20 protein-coding genes are annotated in these 25,728 nt (G+C 56.4%); 10 read left to right on the top strand and 10 right to left on the bottom strand.

What is annotated here, in order from left to right:
* Window positions 1–6 precede the first annotated feature (6 nt).
* Window positions 7–333: a thiosulfate sulfurtransferase GlpE gene (gene glpE / locus B4M48_RS05620; RefSeq protein ID WP_039380980.1), complete on the bottom strand. Its 327-nt coding sequence runs from the start codon at window positions 331–333 to the stop codon at window positions 7–9.
* Between the two features lie 228 nt (window positions 334–561).
* Between glpE and glpD the strand changes: the two genes are divergently transcribed.
* Window positions 562–2,070: a glycerol-3-phosphate dehydrogenase gene (glpD, locus tag B4M48_RS05615; RefSeq protein ID WP_039380983.1), complete on the top strand. Its 1,509-nt coding sequence runs from the start codon at window positions 562–564 to the stop codon at window positions 2,068–2,070.
* Between the two features lie 144 nt (window positions 2,071–2,214).
* On the opposite strand, the gene iolE is transcribed toward glpD, so the two are convergent.
* Genes iolE through iolD form a run of 3 tightly spaced genes read right to left on the bottom strand, consistent with a single transcriptional unit; the run spans window position 2,215 to window position 6,178 of the window.
* Complete coding sequence (gene iolE / locus B4M48_RS05610) at window positions 2,215–3,111, bottom strand: myo-inosose-2 dehydratase (protein ID WP_071669280.1); 897 nt, start codon at window positions 3,109–3,111, stop codon at window positions 2,215–2,217.
* A 59-nt stretch (window positions 3,112–3,170) separates the two neighbouring features.
* Window positions 3,171–4,184, bottom strand: a complete 1,014-nt coding sequence (locus B4M48_RS05605; protein WP_039380988.1) for a Gfo/Idh/MocA family protein — start codon at window positions 4,182–4,184, stop codon at window positions 3,171–3,173.
* Window positions 4,185–4,243: 59 nt separating this feature from the next.
* Window positions 4,244–6,178 (bottom strand): 3D-(3,5/4)-trihydroxycyclohexane-1,2-dione acylhydrolase (decyclizing), encoded by a 1,935-nt coding sequence (gene iolD / locus B4M48_RS05600; RefSeq protein ID WP_039380990.1) that lies wholly within the window; start codon window positions 6,176–6,178, stop codon window positions 4,244–4,246.
* A gap of 537 nt (window positions 6,179–6,715) precedes the next feature.
* On the opposite strand from iolD, the gene B4M48_RS05595 reads away from it, so the two are divergent.
* Window positions 6,716–8,629 (top strand): bifunctional 5-dehydro-2-deoxygluconokinase/5-dehydro-2-deoxyphosphogluconate aldolase, encoded by a 1,914-nt coding sequence (locus tag B4M48_RS05595; protein WP_288656202.1) that lies wholly within the window; start codon window positions 6,716–6,718, stop codon window positions 8,627–8,629.
* Window positions 8,630–8,891: 262 nt separating this feature from the next.
* Window positions 8,892–9,737 (top strand): MurR/RpiR family transcriptional regulator, encoded by an 846-nt coding sequence (locus B4M48_RS05590; RefSeq protein WP_039380996.1) that lies wholly within the window; start codon window positions 8,892–8,894, stop codon window positions 9,735–9,737.
* Between the two features lie 57 nt (window positions 9,738–9,794).
* On the opposite strand, the gene iolB is transcribed toward B4M48_RS05590, so the two are convergent.
* The 3 genes from iolB to B4M48_RS05575 form a co-directional block, all read right to left on the bottom strand.
* Window positions 9,795–10,613, bottom strand: coding sequence for a 5-deoxy-glucuronate isomerase (iolB, locus tag B4M48_RS05585; RefSeq protein ID WP_071669277.1), 819 nt, complete (start codon window positions 10,611–10,613; stop codon window positions 9,795–9,797).
* A gap of 20 nt (window positions 10,614–10,633) precedes the next feature.
* Window positions 10,634–12,139, bottom strand: a complete 1,506-nt coding sequence (locus tag B4M48_RS05580; RefSeq protein ID WP_071669276.1) for a CoA-acylating methylmalonate-semialdehyde dehydrogenase — start codon at window positions 12,137–12,139, stop codon at window positions 10,634–10,636.
* A 405-nt stretch (window positions 12,140–12,544) separates the two neighbouring features.
* A complete protein-coding gene (locus B4M48_RS05575; RefSeq protein WP_104086008.1) occupies window positions 12,545–13,753 on the bottom strand; it encodes an MFS transporter in 1,209 nt (402 codons plus the stop codon).
* Window positions 13,754–13,957: 204 nt separating this feature from the next.
* On the opposite strand from B4M48_RS05575, the gene B4M48_RS05570 reads away from it, so the two are divergent.
* The 5 genes from B4M48_RS05570 to B4M48_RS05550 all read left to right on the top strand — a co-directional run bounded on the left by B4M48_RS05570 (window position 13,958) and on the right by B4M48_RS05550 (window position 20,507).
* On the top strand, window positions 13,958–15,025 hold the full coding sequence (locus tag B4M48_RS05570; protein ID WP_104086007.1) for an AI-2E family transporter: 1,068 nt from the start codon (window positions 13,958–13,960) through the stop codon (window positions 15,023–15,025).
* Window positions 15,026–15,276: 251 nt separating this feature from the next.
* On the top strand, window positions 15,277–16,866 hold the full coding sequence (locus B4M48_RS05565; protein ID WP_288656228.1) for an EAL domain-containing protein: 1,590 nt from the start codon (window positions 15,277–15,279) through the stop codon (window positions 16,864–16,866).
* A 314-nt stretch (window positions 16,867–17,180) separates the two neighbouring features.
* Window positions 17,181–18,686 carry a glycine betaine/L-proline transporter ProP gene (gene proP / locus B4M48_RS05560; protein ID WP_039381007.1) on the top strand — a complete coding sequence of 502 codons (1,506 nt, stop codon included), beginning with the start codon at window positions 17,181–17,183 and terminating at the stop codon, window positions 18,684–18,686.
* 135 nt (window positions 18,687–18,821) lie between these two features.
* Window positions 18,822–19,799 (top strand): porphobilinogen synthase, encoded by a 978-nt coding sequence (hemB, locus tag B4M48_RS05555; protein WP_039381009.1) that lies wholly within the window; start codon window positions 18,822–18,824, stop codon window positions 19,797–19,799.
* A 273-nt stretch (window positions 19,800–20,072) separates the two neighbouring features.
* Entirely contained in the window at window positions 20,073–20,507 is a 435-nt protein-coding gene (locus tag B4M48_RS05550; protein WP_052246457.1) for a helix-turn-helix domain-containing protein, read from the top strand.
* Window positions 20,508–20,555: 48 nt separating this feature from the next.
* On the opposite strand, the gene B4M48_RS05545 is transcribed toward B4M48_RS05550, so the two are convergent.
* Window positions 20,556–20,903, bottom strand: a complete 348-nt coding sequence (locus B4M48_RS05545) for a hypothetical protein (RefSeq protein ID WP_039381011.1) — start codon at window positions 20,901–20,903, stop codon at window positions 20,556–20,558.
* A 269-nt stretch (window positions 20,904–21,172) separates the two neighbouring features.
* On the opposite strand from B4M48_RS05545, the gene B4M48_RS05540 reads away from it, so the two are divergent.
* Window positions 21,173–22,117: a glycosyltransferase family 32 protein gene (locus B4M48_RS05540; protein WP_052246458.1), complete on the top strand. Its 945-nt coding sequence runs from the start codon at window positions 21,173–21,175 to the stop codon at window positions 22,115–22,117.
* Between the two features lie 3 nt (window positions 22,118–22,120).
* Here B4M48_RS05540 and B4M48_RS05535 read toward each other — a convergent pair whose 3' ends face one another.
* Complete coding sequence (locus B4M48_RS05535) at window positions 22,121–23,305, bottom strand: NAD(P)/FAD-dependent oxidoreductase (protein WP_071669272.1); 1,185 nt, start codon at window positions 23,303–23,305, stop codon at window positions 22,121–22,123.
* A 241-nt stretch (window positions 23,306–23,546) separates the two neighbouring features.
* On the opposite strand from B4M48_RS05535, the gene pitA reads away from it, so the two are divergent.
* The gene (gene pitA, locus B4M48_RS05530) at window positions 23,547–25,046 is read left to right on the top strand and encodes an inorganic phosphate transporter PitA (RefSeq protein WP_039381015.1); all 1,500 of its coding nucleotides are present in this window, start codon (window positions 23,547–23,549) and stop codon (window positions 25,044–25,046) included.
* Between the two features lie 77 nt (window positions 25,047–25,123).
* Here pitA and uspB read toward each other — a convergent pair whose 3' ends face one another.
* A complete protein-coding gene (gene uspB, locus B4M48_RS05525; protein ID WP_039381017.1) occupies window positions 25,124–25,459 on the bottom strand; it encodes a universal stress protein UspB in 336 nt (111 codons plus the stop codon).
* Window positions 25,460–25,728 lie beyond the last annotated feature (269 nt).

The following is a 25,728-nucleotide window of genomic DNA, read 5'->3' as shown; positions in this document are numbered from 1 at the left end:
GGCGGGTCAGAGACTACCGGTCGCGGTCTGCGCAGGAAACGCTGCACGCCAGGCGTCAAACCCGCCATCAATGCTGTACACCTCACTGAAACCCTGCCCCAGCAGAAACTGCGCGGCGCCTTTGCTGCTGTTGCCGTGATAACACATCACCAGCACCGGCAGATCGCGGCGCGCCTGCGCGATAAAGTCCGCCAGGTTGTCATTGGAGAGATGCTGCGCGCCAGCGGCATGTCCCAGGGCGAAACTCTGTGGATCGCGAATATCGACCAACTGCGCGCCCTGCGCCAGCTGCGTGTTTGCCTGCTGAACGTTAATACACTCGAAGGTTTCCATCGTTATCTCTCATTTAGCTGTTCTGTTTGCGCCTAGTTTACCCTGAGAAACAGGTGCCATAACCTGATAAAGAAAAGGGTTATCTGTTTTTTTTCCTGCCGGAATGTTAGCTGCATCACGCAGGAATGTTTTTATTGCGTTAAAGACTGGCGAAAATGTTGGTTTCCGATTATTATTACGCTCGAAAACGAACATTTTAGAACTATTCCGAACATCGGAGGAGATGACGTGGAAACCAAAGACCTGATCGTGATCGGCGGCGGCATCAACGGAGCCGGCATTGCAGTGGACGCTGCAGGACGCGGACTGTCTGTGCTGATGCTGGAGGCGCGGGATCTGGCGTGTGCCACCTCCTCCGCCAGTTCCAAACTGATTCACGGCGGCCTGCGCTACCTTGAACACTACGAGTTTCGTCTGGTTGGCGAAGCGCTGGCCGAGCGTGAAGTGCTGTTAAAAATGGCGCCGCATATCGCTTTCCCGATGCGCTTCCGCCTGCCGCACCGCCCGCACCTGCGTCCGGCGTGGATGATCCGTATGGGCCTGTTTATGTATGACCGCCTCGGCAAGCGCACTACGCTGCCGGGCAGTAAAGGTCTGCGCTTTGGCGCGGAGTCGGCGCTGAAGCCGGAAATTACGCGCGGTTTTGAATATTCCGACTGCTGGGTGGATGATGCCCGCATGGTGGTGCTGAACGCGCAGGAAGTTGAGCGTAAAGGTGGCGAAGTGCGCACCCGTACCCGCGTTAACCGCGCATGGCGTGAAGGCGGCATGTGGATGGTTGAGGCAGAAGAGGTCGATACCGGCAAAATTCTGACCTGGCGCGCTAAAGGCCTGGTTAATGCGGCCGGCCCGTGGGTTAAACAGCTGTTTGACGACGGCCTGAAGCTGAAATCCCCTTATGGCATTCGCCTTATTAAAGGCAGCCATATCGTGGTACCGCGCGTGCACACCGAAAAGCAGGCTTATATTCTGCAGAACGAAGATAACCGTATCGTGTTTGTTATTCCGTGGATGGATGAGTTCTCTATCATCGGTACCACCGACGTTGAGTACAAAGGCGATCCGAAAAACGTTAAAATTGATGAGGAAGAGACGCGCTATCTGCTGAAGGTGTTTAACGCGCACTTCAAAAAGCAGCTGACCTCAGATGATATCGTCTGGAGCTACTCCGGCGTGCGTCCGCTGTGTGATGATGAGTCAGATTCACCGCAGGCGATCACCCGTGACTATACGCTGGACGTGCGTGATGATAACGGCGGGGCGCCGCTGCTGTCGGTGTTTGGCGGCAAGCTGACTACCTATCGCAAGCTGGCAGAGCATGCGATGGAGAAACTGGCGAAGTACTACCCGAACGCCGGCCCGGCCTGGACAAAAAATGCCGTGCTGCCGGGTGGTGATTTCTCCGGTACGCGTGAGGACTACGCTGCCGGTCTGCGTCGCCGCTATCCCTTTATCAGCGAAAACATGGCGCGGCACTATGCCCGCACCTACGGCAGTCGCACCGAAATGCTGCTTGAGGGTGCCACCAGCCTGACCGATCTGGGCGAGAATTTTGGTCATGAGTTCTATGAAGCTGAACTGCGTTATCTGGTCAAAAACGAGTGGGTACGTGAACTGGATGATGCTATCTGGCGCCGTACCAAGCAGGGTATGTGGCTGAACACGGCCCAGCAGGCGCGCATCAGCGAGTGGCTGGCGCGCAACAGCCAGAAGCCGGCGCTTTCGCTCGCATCGTAAGGTCTGTTATCCGCTTTACCGACCCCGCACCCGCTGCGGGGTTTTTTATGTCGCCGGATAACCGATTCAGGAAGAGCGTGCAGGGATAACAGAACAGCGCCGCTGCCCCACAGAAGCGGCAGCGGCGCTGGCACAGAGCAGCAATCAGAGTCCGGCGTGTTCGCGGATATATTTGCGCGCTTTTACCGCATATTCAAACGGGTTGGCGATAGCCGGATCCTGCTCCGCCTCTACCACCATCCAGCCTTTATAGCCTGCCTCGTCGAGAATTTTAAACACCGGCGCGAAATCGATCGCACCATCTCCCGGCACGGTGAAGGTGCCTTTCTTCACGCCATCAAGAAACGACAGGGATTGCCCGCGCACTTCAGCCACCACTTCGTCGCGCACATCTTTCAGATGCACGTGGAAAATACGCGGCAGATGCGTGGTCAGTACGTCCAGCATCGCCTGCTGCGATCCTTCAGAGTAGTAAATATGGCCGGTATCATAGAGCAGGCCTACGCTGTCGTGGGTCAGCGCCATAAAACGGTCAATCTCTTCCGGCGTCTGGATCCCGGTTCCCATATGGTGGTGCAGCGTCACGCGCATGCCCTTTTCTGCGGCAAGCTGCGCCAGTTCGTTATAGCCTTCCGCCGTCAGGCGCCACTCTTCGTCACTGAACACCGGTTTCTGCTCAAACACGGCCAGCGTGGTACCCTGAATACTTTTGCTCTGCTCTGAACAGCCGATAACGCGCGCGCCCATCGCATGCAGGAAGTTCATATGGTTGATGAACTCATCGATGGTCTTCGCCTTATCGCCGTTAGCAAAAAAGGTACTGAACCACGCGTTGCAGATCTCAATGCCGCGGATATCGAGCATCGGTTTCAGAATCGCCGGATCGCGCGGATATTTACTGCCGACTTCGCTGCCGGTAAAACCGGCCAGCGCCATTTCACTGACCGTCTGCTGGAATGTGTTCTCTTTGCCCAGATCGGGCATGTCGTCATTGGTCCAGCCGATCGGCGCTATCGCCAGCTTTACATTCTCTTTGTTCATCTTCAGATCCCGGAATCAGGGCGGCGGAGCAGCCGCGCCGCCGCAAAAAAAGTAGCAGGTTATTTGCTGTAGAATGCCGGACGCGGTGGCATTTCAACCGGCTCAATCGCGCCGCTGTTCTGTGCTTTCAGGCAGGCGTCAGCTGCTACTGAAGCGGCAAAGCCATCCCATGCGGAAGGTCCGGTAAGCTCACCGGCTTTAACATCGTTGATAAACGCCTGCAGCTCGACGTCATAGGCGTCGATAAAGCGATCTTTCCAGTCGGTCAGCAGCGGCGTACCGAGGCGCGCATTTTTACGCGTCTGGATCGCCGACGGTTCTGGCAGACGGGCGATGCCCTCTTCTCCCACCACTTCACACTGGATATCGTAGCCATAGGCGCAGTTCACGAAGATCTCCACATCGATGCGGATCCCTTTCTGCGTTTCAAACAGCACAATCTGCGGATCTTTCAGCTGCGCATGCGATTTTGACGTGACGCGCGGAAAGACCACCTGCACCGATTTATAGTCATCCTCCGTCAGCCAGCGCAGCACATCCAGCTCGTGGATCAGCGTGTTGGTGATAGCCATGTCGGTAGTGTAGTTCTCACCCACGCTCTGATTACGGTGCGCGCAGTGCAGCATCAGCGGTTCGCCAATTTCACCTTCAGTAATCACTTTTTTCAGGGCGCGGTAGCCCGCGTCATACGGGCGCATAAAGCCCACCTGCACCAGCCGTTTACCGTGCTGAATTTCCGCATCCACAATACGGCGGCAGCCTTCCGCACTCATCGCCAGCGGCTTTTCACAGAACACCGGCTTGCCGGCAGCGATAGCCGCCAGGGTAAACTCTTCATGCGTCGGGTCCCAGGAGGTCACCAGAATGGCGTCAACCTCCGGCGAGGCGATCACCTGATGACCATCCTGATAAACCTCCGCGCTGATATTCAGCCGCTGCAGCGCCGCCCGGGCCCCCTCAACGTTGATGTCGGAAACCGCCACCACTTTTGCGCCCTGCAGTACGTTGTTACAGCGACGGATATGCTCCTGACCAATTGCACCGGTCCCGATTACCCCGAGTTTGAGCGTCATGATTACACCTGTAGAGTCAGATAAGAGATAAGACGGCCGATCTGCGCCGGCCAGAAGCGTTAATATTTACGTGCCTGCTGAATGTGCTGATTCAGCTTGTCAGCGACCTGCTGCGTACGCTCAGATTCAGAGGTTTGCGCTACGCCAACGTTCCACCAGCTGAAATATTTGTGCACCATGGTTTTTGGCAGCACTTTGATATCAATCAGGGTGGAGACGCTTTGCTGCTGTGCGTCGGCCAGCGCCGCCTTCAGCTGCTCAAGCGTGGTGACGCGGTAGGTTTTGCAGCCGTACCCGGCGGCAATGGCCGCAAAGTCCACCGGCACAAAGCCGCCATCGAGCCGCCCCCCTTCCGGATTACGGAAGCGGAATTCGGTCGTAAAGCTGTCCATACCGTGTTCCATCTGCAGGTTGTTAATGCAGCCGTTGGTCATGTTATCCAGCAGGATGACGTTGATCTTCGCGCCCTCCTGAATCGACGTCACCAGCTCTGAGTGCAGCATCATGAAAGAGCCATCACCGACCATGGCATAGACCTCACGCTGCGGCTGGGCCAGCTTTGCCCCCAGCGCGGCGTTGACTTCATAACCCATGCAGGAGTAGCCATACTCCACGTGATAGTCGTTGTAACTGCGGGTGCGCCAGACGCGCTGCAGGTCGCCCGGCAGGCTGCCCGCTGCGGCCACAATGACCGCGTCATCCGGCAGCTGCTCGTTCAGCGTGCCGAGCACGCTACTCTGCGTCAGCACGGATTGAGTAAGACGCTGAAATTCGGCAAACAGCGCGTCGCGATCGATATGGTCAGCAATTTCCGGAACGAAATCATCGCTGTTCCAGGTAGCAGCATAGACGCGCTGCGTCTCCTGCCGCAGCTGACGCTGCGCCTCTTCTATCTGATCGCCCCAGTGGCTTTCAAAGCCCTGCAGCTGCTGCGCCAGCGCGGTCAGCCCTTCGCGCGCATCGGCGAGCAGCTGCACGCCATCGAGCTTGTAGCTGTCGAAGTTGCTGACGTTAAGATTAAGGAAGCTGACCTCCGGATGGCGGAAAATCCATTTTGACGCGGTGGTGAAGTCGGTATAGCGGGTGCCGATACCGATAACCAGATCGGCCTCTTTCGCCAGCAGGTTAGCGGCCAGAGAGCCGGTTTCCCCCACGCCCCCCAGGTTCAGCGGATGTTCGGAACTCAGCGTGCCTTTGCCCGCCTGCGTTTCCGCAAACGGAATCGCGAAGCGCTCAGCAAATTTCAGCAGCGCCTCGCCCGCTCCGGAGTATTTGACGCCACCGCCCACGACAATCAGCGGCTTGTGCTTGCGCGCAATCAGCGCCAGCGCAGCCTCAAGCTGCGCAGGAGAAGGAAGGCGGCGATCGAGCCGATGCACGCGCTTCTGAAAGAAGTAGTCCGGGAAATCCCACGCTTCGCCCTGTACATCCTGCGGCAGGGCGAGCGTCACTGCACCGGTTTCGGCGGGATCGGTCAGCACGCGCATGGCGTTAATACAGGCGGACATCAGCTGCTCCGGGCGGCTGATGCGATCCCAGTATTTGCTGACGGCGCGGAAAGCATCATTGGTACTGATACTTAAATCGTGGCTCTGCTCAATCTGCTGCAGCACCGGATCGGGCTGGCGGGTCGCAAACACATCGCCGGGGAGCAGCAGCAGCGGAATACGGTTGGCCGTGGCGGTTGCCGCAGCGGTAATCATGTTGGCCGCGCCCGGGCCTACCGACGAGGTACAGGCGATAATCTGACGGCGCAGCGACTGTTTGGCAAAGCCGGTCGCAGCATGCGCCATACCCTGCTCGTTGCGTCCCTGATACACAATCAGATCGCCGCTATCCTGCTCCAGCGCCTGACCCATACCGAGTACGTTACCGTGGCCGAAAATGGCGAACACGCCTTTCACAAACTTGCTCTCTGCGCCATCGACATTCAGATATTGATTATCGAGAAACTTCACCAGCGCCTGTGCCGTTGTCAGTCTGATCGTGCCCATATCTCTTTTCCTTTACTTGCCGGCATCCGCAGAGGAGCCTCGCGACCCGGAGCAGGCTGTCTGGCTGCCCCGCGCATAAGTGAAACATGCGGCGATTATAAACAAATATTTTTTCCATAAAATACAATTACAGAAGAAACATTTCATTTTGCGATGGAGATCAAATTCAGCAGAGTAAAGTGGCTGAGCAGCCGTTTCTGCGTGGCTAAAGTGGAACGAAGCCAGAAAGCGTGGCGCGGTTATGAACTTTTGTTTCACCCGGAGAGCTTCTGCTATTTACCTGATATTTCCTGCGATCGGCTTCACAGCCCGGAGATGCCGCACCTGTTTACGACGTTACCCCTGCTCTGTTGCGCAGAGCGGTAATTTTACCTGGCTCACAAAATAAAGATGTATGTTTCATTTTATGTTGTTTATGAAATATTCATTCCTCATACTGATTTTCCAGCCAGTCAGGCATTCTGAGAACCCGACAGCAGCGCACCCGACACGGGCGATGATGTTCGTGCCTGCTTATCACAGAAGGAAACTATAGGTATGAGTACACAACAGAAGCGGCTTGATGTGATTTGTATCGGACGCATCGCCGTTGATCTCTATGGTCAGCAAATCGGTTCGCGCTTAGAGGATATGACCAGCTTTAATAAATATCTGGGTGGATCCTCAGGCAACGTGGCGTATGGCACAGCCATTCAGGGGCTGAAATCTGCGATGCTGGCGCGCGTCGGCGATGAACATAACGGCCGTTTTTTACGTGAAGAGCTGCAGCGCGTCGGCTGTAATACTGACGGCCTGATCACCGACAAAACGCGTCTGACCGGACTGGTGATCCTCGGCATTAAAGATGAAGAGACCTTTCCGCTGATCTTCTATCGCGATAACTGCGCGGATATGGGACTGGTGCCGGATGATATTGAGGAGACGTTCATTACCTCTTCACGCGCGGTCGCGATTACCGGCACGCACCTTTCCCATCCGGATACCCGCGCCGCCGTGCTGAAAGCGCTGGATATTGCCCGCCGCAACGGGCTGCGTACCGCGCTGGATATCGACTATCGGCCGGTATTGTGGGGCCTGACCTCACTGGGCGACGGTGAGACGCGCTTTATTGAATCGGGCCAGGTGACCCGCCAGCTGCAGGAAGTGCTGCACTATTTTGACCTTATCGTCGGCACCGAAGAGGAGTTTCACATTGCCGGCGGCAGTACCGATACGCTGACGGCGCTGAAAAATGTGCGCCAGGCAAGCCAGGCCACGCTGGTGTGCAAGCGCGGTCCGCTGGGCTGCGTGGTGTTTGAGGGCGATATTCCGGACAGCTGGGAACAGACCCGGCTGCAGAGCGGCGTGCAGGTTGAAGTGCTGAACGTACTGGGTGCGGGCGATGCATTTATGTCCGGTCTGCTGCGCGGCTGGCTGAACGATGAGAGCTGGGAGCAGGCGTGTCGCTACGCGAATGCCTGTGGCGCGCTGGTGGTGTCGCGGCACGGCTGCGCGCCGGCAATGCCTACTAAAGCGGAGCTGGATGATTTCCTCAGCCGCGACCGTGAGGTTAAACGACCAGATCGCGATACGCGCCTTACTCACCTGCACCGGGTCACCACGCGCCGGCAGCAGTGGCCGGAGCTGAATGTGTTCGCCTTTGACCACCGTAAACAGCTGGCCGATATGGCGCAGGAAGCGGGCGTCAGCGAGACGCGCATTCCGCAGTTGAAACTGCTGCTGCTGCAGGCGGCGCAGGAGGCGGCGGCAGAAGCAGGCCTGAATGAAAAGAGCGGCATTCTGGCCGATACCACCTACGGGCAGAAAGCGCTGAACGCAATTACCGGCAAAAAGTGGTGGATTGGTCGGCCGATTGAGCAGCCCGGATCGCGGCCGCTGCGCCTGGAGCATGGCAATATCGGCTCGCAGCTGATCGACTGGCCGGCGGAGCACGTGGTGAAGTGCCTGGTGTTTTACCATCCGCACGACAGCGCTGAGCTGCGCGATGAGCAGGATGCGCTGCTGCTGGATGTCTGGCGCGGTTGTAACAAGAGCGGGCATGAGCTGCTGGTAGAGGTGATCCTGCCGGAGAGCAATCCGGATCACAACGAGTCTTACTATCATGAGATGCTGAGCCACTTCTACAGCCTCGGCATTCAGCCCGACTGGTGGAAACTGCCGCCGCTCTCTGCAGAGAGCTGGCAGGCGATAGGTGCGCTGATTGAACAGCAGGATCCGTACTGTCGCGGCATACTGCTGCTTGGCCTGGACGCGCCGGAAGATAAGCTCAAGGCGGGCTTTGCCGCGGCGGCGCAGGCGGAGTGGGTAAAAGGATTTGCCGTCGGGCGCACCATCTTTGGTCAGCCTTCACGTCAGTGGCTGAAAGGCGAGCTGGATGACCAGACGCTGATTGAGACGGTAAAAGGCAACTATCTGCGCCTGATTGGCTACTGGCGCGCGGCGCGCGGTTAGATCCGGCGGGCATTGTTTCCGCACACCCTCTCCCCTGGCGGAGAGGGTGCAACCCTCTGCTTTAGCTCTTTCCCCTGCCTCTCTCTTTCCGGCCTCCGATAACTTCACCGCAAACCGTACTGCCGCCACGCGGTTTTGTGAGGTATTGCATAATCCAATGAAATAGATGCGCTGCTGATGACAATTGAATGAAATTTTCCATCCATCTGGTACTATAGCGCTCATTATCCAGCCATTTTTCTTTTGTTAACGGGCCGAAGCAATGACCAATAATCCAACCCAGCTCACTCTGCTACAGGACGATATCCGTCGTCGCTACGAGACGCTGAGCAAGCGTCTGAAGCAGGTGGCTCGTTATATTCTCGATAACAGCAACAGCATCGCTTTTGATACCGTCGCCTCTATCGCTCAGCAGGCTGATGTACCGCCCTCCACACTGATCCGTTTTGCCAACGCTTTTGGCTTCAGCGGCTTCAATGAAATGAAACAGGTGTTTCGTCAGCATCTGATGGAAGAGACCGTTAATTATACCGAGCGCGCGCGCCTGTTTCGCCAGACGGCCACCGATGACAGCGCCAGCTCGCCGGAAAGCCCGATGGAGATCCTCAACGTCTTCACCATGGTTAACAGTCAGGCGCTGCAGCAGCTGGCGATGCAGATAAACCCTGAACAGCTCAACAAAGCGGTACAGATGCTGAATGAGGCGGAGAATATCTACATTATTGGCCTGCGCCGCTCCTTCAGTGTGGCTTCTTATCTGGTGTATGCGCTGCGTCACCTTGAGCGCCGCGCGTTCCTGATTGACGGTCTCGGCGGCATGTTTGCCGAGCAGCTGAGCATGGTGAATCCCAAAGATGTGGTGATCGCTATCAGCTACTCGCCCTACGCCCGCGAAGCCGTTGAGCTGGTCGAGCTGGGTGCCCGACGCGGCGCGCATCAGATCGCCATCACCGACAGTCAGGTCAGCCCACTGGCCGCCTTCAGCGACGTCTGCTTTGTGGTACGAGAAGCCCAGGTTGATGGATTCCGTTCTCAGGTTGCTTCACTCTGCCTGGCGCAGACGCTGGCCGTGTCGCTGGCGCTGACTAACAGCAGCGAGCCGGAATAACTGCACCCATAAAAAAGGGCAGCGCGCTGGCTGCCCTCTTACCCTCTATACCGCGACTCAGCGGCTGCGTGGATAGCTATCGCTGTTTACCCAGGCGTGATCTTTCTCCCAGGTAAATTTCCACTGCCGTACCGGTCCCGCCATCACGTTGAGATAGTAGTTGTCATAGCCCGCCAGCGTGGCGACCGGGTGGTAACCGCGTGGCACCATGACCACATCGCGATTGCCGGGCGCCATACAGACATCCAGCGAGCGATCGTCGGTATAGACCCGCTGCATAGCAAAACCGGGTTCCGGATCAAAGCGATGGTAATAGGTCTCCTCCAGATAGGTCTCATCCGGGCTCGCTTTATCATCATGCTTATGACTTGGCCAGGAGCTGGTCGCTCCTTCACCGGTATAAACCTCCACCACCAGCAGGCTGTCCGCCGCTTTGTTATCCGGCAGAATATTATGCACCAGACGCTGGTTACGCCCTTTGCCGCGATGCTCAATGCCTACCTCTTCCGGCGGAATGAGCCGGGCCGGCAGATCGCCATGTCCCGGCGCGCTGCATACGGCCAGCTCAAGATCGGTTTCTGCGGTGATCTCCGCCCCATCGTGGTGCGGCACATAGACTGACCACGGGGGAGTCCGCTCAAACGGCGACATGCGCTTGCCAATACCGGCAAAGGCAGCGTGACGGGTTTTAACCGACGCCCGCCCGGCGACCAGCACCAGGCAGAGCTCTTTCTCACCGCTCTGCAGCGTCAGCGTCTCGCCCTGCTTTAGCAGGTAAGCCGCAAAGCCAACATATTCCCAGCCTGCGCTCTGCGGCGTGACGTGCTGAATACGACCGCTGCTGTCAGGCTGCTGTGCTTTTGAAATCAGGGACATGCTTTCCTCCTGTGACCGCCTCAACCCAGCGTCGGCATACTGAATTCCGATACGGTCTGCTGGCCGCTGGGCCAGCGTACGGTGGCAGTTTTCATCCGCGTATAGAAACGTACGCCATCCGGGCCGTGCACATTCAGCGCACCAAACACGGAACGTTTCCAGCCGCCAAAGCTGTGGAACGCCATAGGAACCGGCACCGGAACGTTTACGCCCACCATGCCCGCCTCGACGTTCTGAATAAACTCGCGCGCGGTGTGGCCATTGCTGGTAAAGATGGCGCTGCCGTTACCAAACTCATGGCTGTTAACCAGCTGCAGTGCGCTGCTATAGTCGCTGGCGCGCATAATGCTCAGCACCGGGCCAAAGATCTCCTCACGCCAGATCACCATATCGGAGGTGACATTATCGAACAGCGTGCCGCCTACATAGTAGCCCTCTTCATGGCCCGCGACCCGGATAGTGCGGCCATCGACCACCAGCTTCGCCCCCTCCTGCTCACCTTTATCGATGTAGCCGAGCACTTTTTTCTGATGAGCGGCAGAGACCACCGGACCCATCTCATTCTCTTCCGCGCCCTGCTGCATGCCTGGCCCCACGCGCAGCGCTTTGATCAGCGGCGTCAGGCGGGCGATCAGTTTGTCCGCGGTATCATCGCCGACGGCAACCACTACCGGCAGCGCCATGCAGCGCTCGCCCGCTGAGCCAAACGCACCACCCATGATGGCATTGACGGTGGCATCCAGATCGGCATCCGGCATGACGATAGCGTGATTTTTCGCCGCGCCAAACGCCTGTACGCGTTTGCCGTGCGCGCTGGCCGTTTTATAGATGTGCTCCGCAACGCCGGACGAGCCGACAAAGCTGACGGCCGCGATGCGCGGATCTTTATACAGCTGTTCTGCATCATCATTAGATGAGTGCACAACGTTAAATACGCCATCCGGCAGGCCCGCTTCTTTCAGCAGCTCCGCCATACGCACCGATGCGGACGGATCCAGAGCCGGTGGTTTGAGAATAAAGGTATTTCCGCACGCCAGTGCGATCGGGAACATCCAGAGCGGCACCATCGCCGGGAAGTTAAATGGCGTAATGCCTGCCACCACGCCCACCGGTTGCATCAGTGAGTAGCTGTCAACGCCGGTGCCTACGCCCGGCGAGTTTTCGCCTTTCAGCAGGTGCGGAATGCCGCAGGCAAACTCAATCACCTCAATACCGCGCGTCAGCTCACCGAGCGCATCTGACCAGACCTTGCCATGTTCTGAGACGATCAGGGCTGCCAGCTCATCACGGTGCTTTTCCATCAGCGCTTTGAAATTAAACATGACGCGCGCACGACGCAGCGGCGCGGTTTTCGACCATTCCGGAAAGGCAGCGTGCGCTACCGCAATCGCCTGCTCTACTTCTGCAGCGGTGCTTTGCGTCAGCTCACGCACCACTTTGCCGGTTGCCGGATCGTAAACCGGAATGGTTTCATTACTGGCGCTGTGCGTGATGCTGCCACCGATAAAGTTTCCAATAATAGTCATGTCGATGCCTCATTGATGTAAAGAACCCTGCAGGCAGCAAAGGGTTAGCGTCAGGCTACCCGGGCAGGTGAGATGAAAAGCGTGCTATGAAGCTATTACAATGAAATAAATTTTTCAAATAATCTTTTTTGGAAGATTTTCTTTTAGCGGGCTGGATCGCATTTTTTCTGGCTGACGGGGCGCTGATCACTCTCATCAGCCAACGTTTTAGTTACTGCAGATAATGTTAACGGTGCATTTTTGCGAAGCGGATCTACTGTTTTAAATTTCATTATTTACTTATTTTGAAACAAATGTTCTCCTGCTTTCCATCAGTATCTCTGCCTGCACGAGGTGCTCAGCGATCCTTATCTGTGTCCCTCAGGGATACTTTTGCCGTTGCTGGCCCCGATCGGGGCCTTTTTTTTATGGCGTCTCCGCGCTGTCCGGCTGGCGGGATTTCAGCATATAGAGCGTGCAGCCCAGCGCGACACAGACCAGCAGCGCCGTCAGCAGATAGACCTGCGACACGCCGGCATAGCTCATGATCAGGCCAGCAAGGGGCCCCGTGATGCCCAGCGCCAGATCCATAAAGGCGGTATAGGTTGCCAGCGCACTGCCCTGATTCTGCTGCGGCACCGCTTTGACCGCGACAACGCCGATAGCCGGAAATACCAGAGAAAAGCCGGCGCCGGTCAGAAAGGCCCCCAGCTTCGCCATCCACGGATCGACCGCGCCTGCGACCAGAAACAGGCCCGCCGCTTCGATGGCAAAGCAGACGCTGGCGACGCGCAGCCCGCCCCATTTGTTAATCGCATCCGGAAACAGCAGGCGCATACCCACGAACGCACTGCTGAACAGCGTCAGGGCAAACGCCGCCCCTTCCCAGCCACGTTCGCGGTAGAACAGGGTAATAAAGGTCGCAATCACGCCAAATCCGGCCGACCCCATCGCCAGCAGCACGCCATAGCCATATATTTTTCCCAGGACCGCACGGAACGGCAGCGGGCGCGCTTTACTGCCTTTAACCGCCGCACGCGGCAGCGCCAGCACCATCGCCAGCAGGCTGATGGCCACAATTACCCCTGAGAGCTGCAGCAGCCCGCCGCTGCGAAACAGCGCAACGCCCAGTGGCGCACCCAGCGCCATGGCGCCGTAGGTGACAATGCCGTTCCAGGAGATAACGCGCCCGATATGCAGAGAACCCGCTTTCGCCACGCCCCACAGCGACGTCCCGGTGCCGCAAAAGCTCTGACCGACGCCGAGAATAATGCGCCCCAGGCAGAGCAGCGTCAGGCTGAGTAGCGCCTGCTGCTGTGTCAGGGCGGAGAAGAGCATACAGAGTCCGCTCAGCAGGCTGCCTGCCAGCCCCAGCACCACCACGCGCTTGGGTCCCCAGCTATCGGCAAAGCGTCCGGCATAGGGCCGGCTCAGCAGCGTAGCGATATACTGCAGGCTGATCACCACCCCGGCCCAGAACGCGCTATACCCCAGATTGTCATGGACGAACCCCGGCAGCACCGCCAGCGGCAGCCCGATAGTCAGATAGGTGGCGAAATTAAACTTCACAATAGAGAGAATCTGCAGATTCAGCCGGAGACGGCTCTGTTCCGCAGCAGCAGGCAGGTCAGGCATAGATAAACGCGCTCACGACAGGCATTTGATAACAGAAAATTAACTATACGCCTTTTCAGAGGGTATGCATCTGCTGAACGCCCTGGATCGCGCTCCTGTTTCTGGCGCTGTGCCCTGGCGTCTGCCCTGCCTGCACGTGTATAAACAATCTCTTACCCGCCTTCAGCTACACTTGGATCAGAAAAATTCCCCGCAGGAGCAGCAATGAACGAAAAGCCACAGGAGAGAATTGGCCAGAACATTCTGGTCAAGCTGGCGATGTTAGTCATTATTCTGGCAGGCATCCGCGCCGCGTCAGACATACTCGTCCCCTTTCTGCTCGCCAGTTTTCTGGCCATCGTGCTCAACCCGCTGGTCAGCACGCTGATGCGTCGCGGGCTACGCCGCGGCGTCGCTATCTCACTGGTGATTACCGTGATCTTTATTATGATGCTGCTGCTGGTCGCCGTGCTGGCAAGCTCAGTCGGTGAATTCAGCGATACCTATCCGCAGATCCGCACCATGCTGGAGCAGAAGCTGATGGTCATCCAGCATCTGGCGGCGGGTTTTCATATTAATATTTCAACCGAAACGCTGGCGCAGCACTTTGACCCGAATCTGATCATGAACATGGCAACCACGGTACTGGCGCAGTTTTCCGGCGCGATGACCAATATTGTGCTGCTGATCCTGACGGTGGTGTTTATGCTGTTTGAAGTGCACCACCTGCCTTATAAAATGCGCAACGCCCTGACAAACCCGCAGATCCGTATTGCGGGCCTGCATAAAGCGCTAAAAGGCGTCACCCACTATCTGGCTCTGAAAACGCTGGTAAGCCTGATAACCGGATTTTCTGTATGGCTGGTTCTGCTGCTGCTGGACGTGAAGTTTGCGCTCTTCTGGGGCGTGGTGGCTTTTATACTCAATTTTATTCCCAATATTGGCCCGATTATCGCCGGTATCCCGCCATTTATTCAGGCGCTGGTGCTGAATGATATTTACGATGCGATGCTGGTCGCGTTTTTGTTCAGCGCAATCCATATGGTATTTGGCAATATGCTGGAACCGCGTCTTATGGGGCGCGGGCTGGGCCTCTCTACGCTGGTGGTTTTTCTGTCGCTGATTTTCTGGGGCTGGCTGCTGGGGCCGGTCGGCATGCTGCTGTCGGTGCCGCTGACCAGCGTCACAAAAATTCTGATGGAAACCACGCCGGGCGGCAGCCGGCTGGCGATCATGCTTGGCACCGGCAGGCCGCGCCTGAAACGACGCGAGCCGCAGCGGCAGATCAAATAGCATCCGGCCTCGTCACCGTTTTGCTTTTAGCGATTAATACCTCTTTATCGCTGCTTTTAACCGCAAAACCACGATTTATCCGCTGGATAAACGCAAATTGAGCGGGAAAAATCGGGCGATAAGCGCAACGGGCAGCGATCGTTAACGCCAGCGGGTGGCATCGCAGACGATTCACAGCCCTGCAGAGCGTAAAGAAGATGCTATGCTGCTGGCGCGGCTGATGAATGCCTAACCCCACCGAGGAGAGTCTGGTGCCTCTGCGTAAAAAACGTCGTGATTTTGGCTGGCTCTATATTGTCTGCGCCGGACTGCTGCCGCTGGTGCTGGGCATCGTCTGTACGGCGATTGAAGCGCGCCATATGGTCAGGCAGCAGCAGGTGGCAACAGCTAATATTCTGCTGGCTCAGGCGGAGAAAATGAGCGACAACGCCTGGGGTATGATCGCCGAACTGCAGCAATACCAGCATCAGACCTGCAGCGATATCGAAAAGCATTTGCAGCGCATCGGCACGCTTAACGCCTACTTTCGTTCGGTGGGGATGCTGCAGGGCGATAACATCACCTGCTCCTCCGCTTACGGCGTTAATCACGGCGCGCTTGAATCGATGATAATGCGTCCGCTGCCGGTGACGGATAAAGCCGTCTGGAGCCTCTCACTGCCCGGCACCTCGGGCGTACCGCATCGTCCGGCGGTGATTTTCGTGCGTCAGCTACCGGACAGCAGCGGCTTCTGGGCCGTTATTGATGGCCAGTATCTGATGGACTTTATGCATGCCATGGGAGAGTCCCGCGGCTATCAGATGAGCCTGCAGTTCAGCGAAGGCGCAATTATCGCCAGCGGCAACTCTAAAACGCCAGCTGAACACTATATGCAGAGCACTCTGTTTCAGAGTGAATCGTCGCGTTACCCTATTCGCGTCAGCGTAACCGTGCCGCCGGCAGAGCTGATCGCCGCCTGGCGACAGGCGCTGTTTATCTTCCTGCCGATGGCCTCAATCTTCTCAATCATGCTGATGATACTGACGGCAAACTGGCTGCGCCGGCGTATCTCCTGGGCCGATGAAATCCGCCGCGCCATGCGTAATCGTCAGTTCTCGGTTCACTATCAGCCGGTGTACAGCAACACCCTGGCGCGCTGCTCAGGCGCAGAAGCGCTGCTGCGCTGGCAGCTCCCCGATGGGGAGATGGTGCGACCCGATATTTTTATTACGCATGCGGAGTCAGAGGGGATGATTGTCGATCTCACCCGCCATCTGCTGGAACTGATGAGTGAAGATATCGCCCGCTGGCCGGTGATGCCAGGTTTTCACCTGGGGTTTAATCTGGCGGCAGATCATCTGCAACATGCAGAATTTACTGAGGATATCATGCAATTTGCGCACGCTATCCGCGACAAGCAGATGCTGCTCACGCTTGAACTTACCGAGCGCAGCCTGATTCAGGATGGCGAAGCGGTGGCGCGCAAGCTGCGCTTTCTGCAGGCGCAGGGCATGAAAGTCGCCATCGACGATTTCGGCACCGGCCACTGCTCCCTCTCCTATTTGATGACCTTCCCGCTCGACTACCTGAAGATCGATCGCGGCTTTATCAACGCTATTGAGGGGCTGGAGATCGAAACGCCGGTGCTGGATGCGATTATCACTCTCTGCCATAAGCTGAAGCTGGAGGTGCTGGGCGAAGGGGTGGAAACCGCGCTGCAGCTCGCCTATCTGCAGCAGCGTCAGGTCACGTTTATTCAGGGCTATTATTATGCCCGTCCTGTCGCCAGTCAGACCTTTCTGCGCTGGCTGGAAGAGCATGGCAGCCAGCCGCTGAGCGGTATTGTCTCTGCATCGCACTGACCTCATCACAGCCCGCATGACATGCGGGTTATGTCAAAAAAAGTAAAATATTTTTTACCCCTCTGACACCGCTTTACGACCATATAATTAGCTAAAAAGTAACCACTTACTGGCTAAAACATGACAAATATCACATAAAAACGGTATACTCTGTCGCGGTTCGCAATAATTACCCGGGTAATAATTGCTATGGCTGGCCAGGGAAAAACCCGTTTTCACGGCTATGCTTTAATTTTCTCAACGCCGCGGACTGAGTTGATAGCAGACAGCCGGCGGCGTTGAGGATTTTTCGAATTCCAATACAGGGTAACATCATGAAATTACGTAGGAAGCGTGTAAAACCTATCGGGCTGGATGACGTCACCATTATCGATGACGCCCGCTTACGCAAGGCTATTACTGCGGCATCGCTGGGTAATGCGATGGAGTGGTTCGACTTTGGTGTCTATGGCTTTGTTGCCTATGCGCTGGGTAAAGTCTTTTTCCCGGATGCCTCTCCGGGCGTGCAGATGATCGCGGCGCTGGGTACCTTTTCGGTTCCGTTCCTGATCCGTCCGCTGGGTGGTCTGTTCTTCGGCATGCTGGGCGATAAGTATGGCCGCCAGAAAATTCTCTCTATCACCATTGTTATTATGTCGGTCAGTACCTTCTGTATCGGCCTGATCCCCTCTTACGCCTCTATCGGCATCTGGGCACCGATTCTGCTGCTGCTGGCCAAAATGGCCCAGGGCTTCTCGGTCGGCGGCGAGTATACCGGCGCATCGATTTTTGTCGCAGAGTACTCCCCGGACCGTAAACGCGGCTTTATGGGCAGCTGGCTCGACTTCGGCTCTATCGCCGGTTTCGTGCTGGGTGCAGGCGTTGTGGTGCTGCTCTCGACTATCGTCGGCGAAGCTAACTTCCTTGAGTGGGGCTGGCGCGTGCCGTTCTTCCTGGCGCTGCCGCTGGGCCTGATTGGCCTCTATCTGCGCCATGCGCTGGAAGAGACCCCGGCTTTCCAGCAGCACGTTGATGGTCTGGAGCAGGGTGACCGTGACGGCCTGCGCGATGGCCCGAAAGTGTCGTTCAAAGAGATCGCCACCAAACACTGGAAAAGCCTGCTGGCCTGTATCGGTCTGGTGCTTGCCACCAACGTGACCTACTACATGCTGCTGACTTACATGCCGAGCTACCTGTCACATAACCTGCACTACTCAGAAGATCATGGGGTGCTGATTATCATCGCCATCATGATGGGTATGCTGTTTGTACAGCCGATCATGGGCATGCTGAGCGACCGCTTCGGCCGTCGTCCGTTTGTTATCCTCGGCAGTATTGCGCTGTTCTTCTGTGCGATCCCGGCGTTTACGCTGATTAACAGTAACGTGCTGGGCCTGATTTTTGCCGGCCTGCTGCTGCTGGCGGTTATCCTCAACGCCTTTACCGGCGTCATGGCCTCGTCGCTGCCGGCGATGTTCCCGACGCATATCCGCTACAGCGCGCTGGCCAGTGCATTCAACATCTCGGTTCTGGTGGCCGGTCTGACGCCAACTATTACCGCCTGGGCAGTAGAAGCCAGCAATAACCTCTATATGCCTGCCTACTATCTGATGGTGGTTGCTGTCGTGGGTCTGATCACCGGTCTCTATATGAAAGAGACGGCGAACAAACCGCTGCGTGGCGCCACGCCTGCGGCATCTGACCTGGATGAAGCCCGTGAGATCCTGCAGGAGCATCACGACAACATCGAACAGAAGATTGAAGATATTGATGCCGAGATCGCACGCCTTGAGGCTAAACGCCGCAACCTGGTCGATCAGCATCCGGTTATTAAAGAGTAATATTCACCAGTCCCGCCGCCCGGCGGGACTTTTTTATCTCCCGTCTCCGCCTCTCAGCAGCACACATTCTTCATTACCCGACGTGAAAAAGAGTAAACTGTAGTCACTATTTTCATCCAAAAAAGTTGTGTGAACATGTCTGAATTTAATCTGATCCAGCGCCCGAGAAGGCTGCGTAAAAGCGCCTCTATGCGCGCAATGTTCCAGGAATCCGGCCTTAGCATCAACGATCTGGCGCTGCCGATCTTTGTTGAAGAAGAGGTGGATGACTATGTGCCGATCAACGCTATGCCAGGCGTGATGCGAATTCCGGAAAAACGTCTCGCGTATGAAATTGAGCGTATTGCCAAAGCGGGTATCCGCTCGGTAATGACCTTCGGTATTTCGCATCATACCGACGCCACCGGCAGCGATGCATGGCAGGAGAATGGCCTGGTCGCGCGTATGGCGCGTATCTGTAAAGATACCGTGCCGGAGATGATCGTGATGTCCGACACCTGCTTCTGTGAATACACCAGCCACGGCCACTGCGGTGTGCTGTGCGATCACGGCGTGGATAATGACCAGACGCTGATCAATCTGGGCAGGCAGGCGGTAGTAGCCGCGCAGGCGGGTGCTGACTTCATTGCCCCTTCAGCGGCAATGGATGGTCAGGTTAAGGCGATTCGTCAGGCGCTGGATGGGGCGGGCTTTACGGATACGGCGATTATGTCCTACTCCACTAAGTTTGCCTCTTCGTTCTACGGCCCGTTCCGTGAGGCCGCTGGCACGGCGCTGAAAGGCGATCGCAAGACCTATCAGATGAACCCGATGAACCGGCGTGAAGCGATCCGCGAATCCCTGCTGGATGAAGCCGAAGGGGCGGATTCGCTGATGGTTAAACCTGCCGGCGCCTATCTCGACATTCTGCGTGATATTCGCGAACGCACCACGCTGCCGCTGGCTGCCTACCAGGTGAGCGGTGAATATGCGATGATCAAGTTCGCCGCGCAGGCGGGTGCGATTGACGAGCGTAATGTCGTACTGGAAAGTCTGGGCGCCATTAAGCGTGCCGGTGCCGACCTGATATTCAGCTACTTTGCGCTGGATCTCGCCGAGCAGAAAGTGCTCTGATAAGCACTCTTCAGCCTGGCGGTCGCTATCGCCGGGCTGCTGATTTACACAATAATCGTGAGCACGTGAACCGCTTTTTCTGATCGAAATTTAAATAAATAACGCTGCTTTTATTCTGTTATTTCCAGAAATAACGGTAAAGTATTTATATAAAAACAAGACCATTCTTGATATGAGAATATATTAATCAAAAGCAGAAAAATAATTTAGCATGCCGCTATTTTATGCCGTTTAATTAACCTTCATAATAACGAGTGAAGGGAAAACATCGGCATGAAGCAGAAATATAATCAGCAAGTTATCGCCATAATAAAAGAGTGGATCACCGATAATCTGGAGCAGCGCCTGAGCATCGACGATATTGCACAGAAATCAGGATATTCGAAATGGTATCTGCAGAAATTATTTGCCCGCTATTATAGTGAAACGCTGGCGCGTTATATTCGCCGGAAAAAACTGACCCACTGTATTGCGGATCTTAAATACAGCGACACGCCGATTATTCGCCTGGCGCTGAAATACCATTTTGAAAGCCAGCAGTCGCTGACCCGTTCGTTTAAGCAGACGCTGGGTTGCACGCCGCTGCAGTGCCGCAGGCGCAGGTTGAGTCACGAAGCGGAAGCGCATATCCGCAACAGTGACGACCCCTGTGCGATTTGCCGGCGTATGGAGGGTAAACCGGGCTCTCCGGATGAAGACCCGCTGTGATCGGCCGGCAATACGCTTCGCGCCGGCCGCAGAGAAGCGCAATCGCTTTTATGCCACTGGCTTACCCGGCAGCATCACGGCTGACATGATCTGCCGGCAGCGCAGCGCCTCCTGACGCGCCTGCTGCTGCTGCGGCAAGGCCAGATCCTGCCACACCTGCTGTAGATGGGTTGCCAGGCCAGGCTGGAAGCGGATTTTCTGCAGCGCGTAATCGGAGTTACCGCCTTCAATAATCTGTTGCATCGCCTGCGGGCTGTTATCGCGCCCGTCGTGGGTCAGCGTACAGAATACAGCAATATAATAAGCTTTATCTTCATCATCATAATGTGGCATCAGCCACCATACGGCTGCGCTCAGCAAAATCAGCACCGGCAGCAGAAATTTCATTTTTAACATAGTGTCACAGGATCGGCGGAGTAAAAAACCTGGCGATAATAGCAGATTAGCGGCCCGGCTACCCGCCCGCGTGAGCCATCCGCGCCGGTTTCTGCGGATTCTCTTAAAGTTGTTGTTTTACGGTTTATTGATTGAGCAACTTCACGCCCTTTGTTAATTTTAAAACTTCATTTCGCGCCGCTCAGGGTGCATTCAGGACGTTGCCACAGGGCCAGTTTTTTTGCCTGCATAAAAACTGCGATAGCTGACGGCCTGTGACAGGAAAAAGCATGAACAAAAATAACGTTAAAACGCATCTGGTCTCGCTGGGTCTGCGGGCAGAGAAGATGCTGACGCGGCGTAAACAGCTGGCAAGCTATAATCCGCGCGATGAGCAGGATATCGATATGTGCAGCCAGCCCGCCACCGGCACGCCAATCCCGCAGCAGATCTGGATGTACTGGGAGAGCGAAACGCTGCCCGCTGAAGTGCAGATTTTTGTGGATAAAATTGTCCGGGAAAACCCGGGTTACCAGATGACGGTGATTAACAATCGCAATCTCGCCCACTATCTGCCGGACCTGCAGTTTACGCATCCCGATATGCGTCCGTCGCACAAAAGCGATGTTATCCGCCTGGAGCTGCTTTACCGCTATGGCGGCATCTGGATGGATGCCACCATTATCCTCAACCGTACGCTGGATACGCTGCTGGCCGTTAACGCCGACTCGCGTTACGACCTGATTGCGTTTTATCGTGCCGGTTCAACGCACGATATGGCTTATCCGGTGATTGAGTCGTGGTTTCTTGCGGCTCCGGCGAACAATGCCTTTATTGGCCGCTGGCTGCACTATTTCCGCCCGATTGTGACGCTGGGGGCGGAGGCTTTCTTCCGGCAGCTGCTGGCGCAGCCTGACTATGACACCCTGGTGCAGGGGATTACGCCACCCGACTATCTGGTAGTCTATCTGGCGCAGCAGCAGGCGCTGCGCGAAAGCAATCATTACAATCTTTATCTGCGCAAGTGCGAAGCCAGCGCACTGCTTTATCAAAGCCTGAGCGAGTGGCGTCCGGTCCGGCTGAGCCGCATGCTGATGGTCGATCGTCTGCCTGAGGTGCTGCCGCCGTTAACCAAACTCACCGGCTTCGATCGCAAATATCTCGCCACCAACCTGAAATATGGCGTGGTCAACCGCGACAGCCTGCTGGGACAGCTGCTGCTGAGCCGCCGGTAATGCTCAGAGCGCCTGGGCGCAGGCCCAGGCGGAACTCCACGCCCACTGGAAATTGTAGCCCCCCAGCCAGCCGGTCACGTCCGCAACTTCACCAATGAAATAGAGGCCCGGCACATCGCGCGCCTCCATGGTTTTTGAAGAGAGCTGGGTGGTATCGACGCCTCCCAGCGTGACCTCTGCGGTGCGATAACCTTCGGTGCCGTTTGGCTGTACCCGCCACTGGTGCAGTAACTGCGCCAGTTCAGCCTGCTGTTTGCTGTTGAGCTGCTTCAGGGTGACATCCGGAATCGAATTCATCGCCTGCAGAACCTCCACCAGCCGCTTCGGCAGGATCTTCGCCAGGCTGTTTTTCAGGCTGAGATTGGGATGTGCGCTGCGCTGCTCATCAAGGTAGTCGTTCAGCGCCAGCGCCGGCAGCAGGTTGACGCTGATAAACTCGCCTGGCTGCCAGTAGCTGGAGATCTGCAGCACTGCCGGACCAGAGAGACCGCGATGGGTAAACAGCATCGCCTCCTTAAACAGCGTGCCATCCTGCGCTTCGATGGTGGCCGGCAGCGCAACGCCCGACAGGGTGCTGAGCTGCTCCAGCAGCGGCTTATGCAGCGTAAACGGCACCAGTCCGGCGCGGGTCGGATAGACGCGCAGACCAAACTGCTCCGCCACTTTGTAACCAAACGGCGACGCGCCCAGTCCCGGCATCGACAGCCCGCCGCTGGCGATCACCAGCTTCTCTGCCCATACCTCTGCGCCATTAAGCTGCAGCCGGTATCCCCCGTTGTCACGCTCCGTGCTCAGCACTTCGCTGCGCAGCCGCAGCGTCACCGCACCCGCTTCACACTCTTTCAGCAGCATATCGACAATCTGCTGCGCGGAGTCATCACAGAACAGCTGACCCAGCGTTTTTTCATGCCAAGCGATGCCGTACCGGCTGACCAGATCGATAAAATCCCACTGGGTGTAACGCGCCAGTGCAGATTTGCAGAAGTGCGGATTGTGCGACAGGTAGGCCGCCGGCTCGGTATACAGATTGGTAAAGTTGCAGCGGCCGCCGCCTGACATCAGAATCTTACGGCCCGCTTTTTTGCCGTTATCCAGCAGCAGTACGCGGCGCCCGCGCTGTCCCGCCTGCGCTGCACAGAACATCCCGGCAGCACCTGCCCCTATTACGATAACGTCAAACTTTTCCACTGCGATGTCCACCTGATTACGAAAGGCGCTGATTGTAGTGATCTGCGGCTTTTTGCGCCACCTTCAAAAAAATGCCGTAAATATGTCATAATGTAACTGTTTCATTTTTCGGCTCTTTTACCTTGTTTTGTCCTCTGAGTTACCAATTTAAGACAAAAAAAGGCTATATTTCTCTTTCCCATACAGTGCGTTGTCGCAGATAATGCGCCGCGTTCATGTCCTCCAAAATGGCGTAACGTTTATGCTACATCTGTTTGCTGGTCTTGACCTGAGTACCGGCCTGTTATTGGTTCTTGCCCTGCTGTTTGTATTGTTTTATGAGGCAATCAACGGCTTCCACGACACCGCCAACGCGGTCGCTACCGTCATCTACACCCGTGCGATGCGGGCGCAGCTGGCAGTGGTGATGGCAGGTGTGTTCAACTTTTTTGGCGTGCTGCTCGGCGGTCTGAGCGTGGCCTACGCCATCGTACATATGCTTCCTACCGACCTGCTCCTGAATGTTGGTTCGGCGCACGGCCTCGCCATGGTCTTTTCCATGCTGCTGGCTGCCATTATCTGGAACCTCGGCACCTGGTATTTGGGCCTGCCGGCCTCCAGCTCCCATACGCTGATTGGCGCCATTATCGGTATTGGTCTCACCAATGCGCTGATGACCGGCACCTCTGTAGTGGATGCGCTTAATCTGCCAAAAGTGATCAATATCTTTCTGTCGCTGATCCTGTCACCGATTATCGGATTGATCATCGCCGGCGGCCTGATTTTCCTGCTGCGCCGCTACTGGAGCAGTACGAAGAAACGCGCGCGTATTCATATGACCCCCGCTGACCGTGAAAAGATCGATGGCAAGAAAAAGCCGCCATTCTGGACGCGCATCGCGCTGATTGTTTCGGCCATCGGTGTCAGCTATTCACACGGCGCTAACGACGGACAGAAAGGCATTGGTCTGATCATGCTGGTGCTGATTGGCGTGGCTCCGGCAGGTTTTGTCGTGAATATGAACGCTTCCGGTTATGACATTACCCGCACGCGCGATGCGGTTAATCATCTGGAGCAGTATTACCGCCAGCACGGCGATTCGCTGACGCACATTGTGCAGATGGCACCGCCTGCGCTGCCGACCCCGGAAGAAGTTCCGAGCGGCCCGCAGGAGTTCCACTGTGACAGCGCCCGTGCGCTGCAGGCTATCGGCCGGGCCCAGGGCCTGCTGAATAATCTGCAGAGCTACGATCAGCTCTCTGTCGATCAGCGCAGCCAGATGCGTCGTCTGCTGCTGTGCATCTCTGACACGGCGGATAAGGCGGCCAAGCTGCCGGAAACCGGCGCGGATGATAAGCGCTTCCTCAGCAAGCTGAAGGGCGATCTGCTTGGCACCATCGAGTATGCCCCGGTCTGGATTATCGTGGCCGTGGCGCTGGCGCTGGGTATCGGCACCATGATTGGCTGGCGTCGTGTGGCGACCACCATCGGTGAAAAAATCGGTAAGAAAGGCATGACCTATGCGCAGGGTATGTCGGCGCAGGTGACTGCCGCCGTATCGATTGGCGTGGCAAGCTATACCGGTATGCCGGTTTCAACCACACATATCCTCTCCTCCTCTGTGGCCGGCACCATGCTGGTTGACGGCGGCGGACTGCAGAGTCGCACCATTAAAAATATCGCCATGGCGTGGATCTTCACGCTGCCGGTCTGTATTTTGCTCTCGGGCGGACTCTACTGGATTGCGCTGCATCTGATTTGATACCGCACTATTCCGGCAAAAGGGCGACAGCAGTGTCGCCCTTTTTTATTGCCTGCGCGCGGAATAACGGTGTCGCTTTACTGCCAGATCGCCATCGCCACCAGGCTCACCACGACCAGAAAACAGAGTCCGCTGGTCAGTACAAACTGACTGCGCACCCGTTCACAGCGGCGGATAAACTCATCGTCATGATGGTCAAGATAGCGCTTTAACCAGATATAGCGCACCAGCCGCACCTGTTTACCCGGCTGGCCGTGAGACGTAAAAAAGCCGGCACCATCAACATATTGGTACAACAGCGGATCGCAGCCGCGCAATACGTAGAGCAGCGCACGCAGGGAAGAGAAGTAGCGCGCCATATTTACCAGACAAACCACACAAAGAGCCCAAAAAAGCGCGATAGTGCTGATCATATTTCCCCCTTCTGGCTGGTACCGCAATGACGTGATATGCAGCGGGGAAGTGCTGCAGACGCCCTGTGGAAAATAAGCCAGCCATCGATAAGCAGATTGGCGTTGTTGTTTTACAGATCTGCGCCTCGCCACCAGAGAAAAGTGGCACGCAATTTCAGTGTAGAATATCTGCTCAAACTTTTTCCAGCGACGCGCTTCGTCAATATATGCATAACCCCCTGCTCAGTGGATCGTTATCACGCTCAGGCGCAGCGGTGCAGCATTTGCCG

This window comes from Pantoea sp. UBA6567 (genome assembly GCF_002434165.1).
Taxonomy (GTDB): domain Bacteria; phylum Pseudomonadota; class Gammaproteobacteria; order Enterobacterales; family Enterobacteriaceae; genus Pantoea; species Pantoea eucrina.
This window is presented reverse-complemented; position numbering and strand designations above follow the sequence as displayed.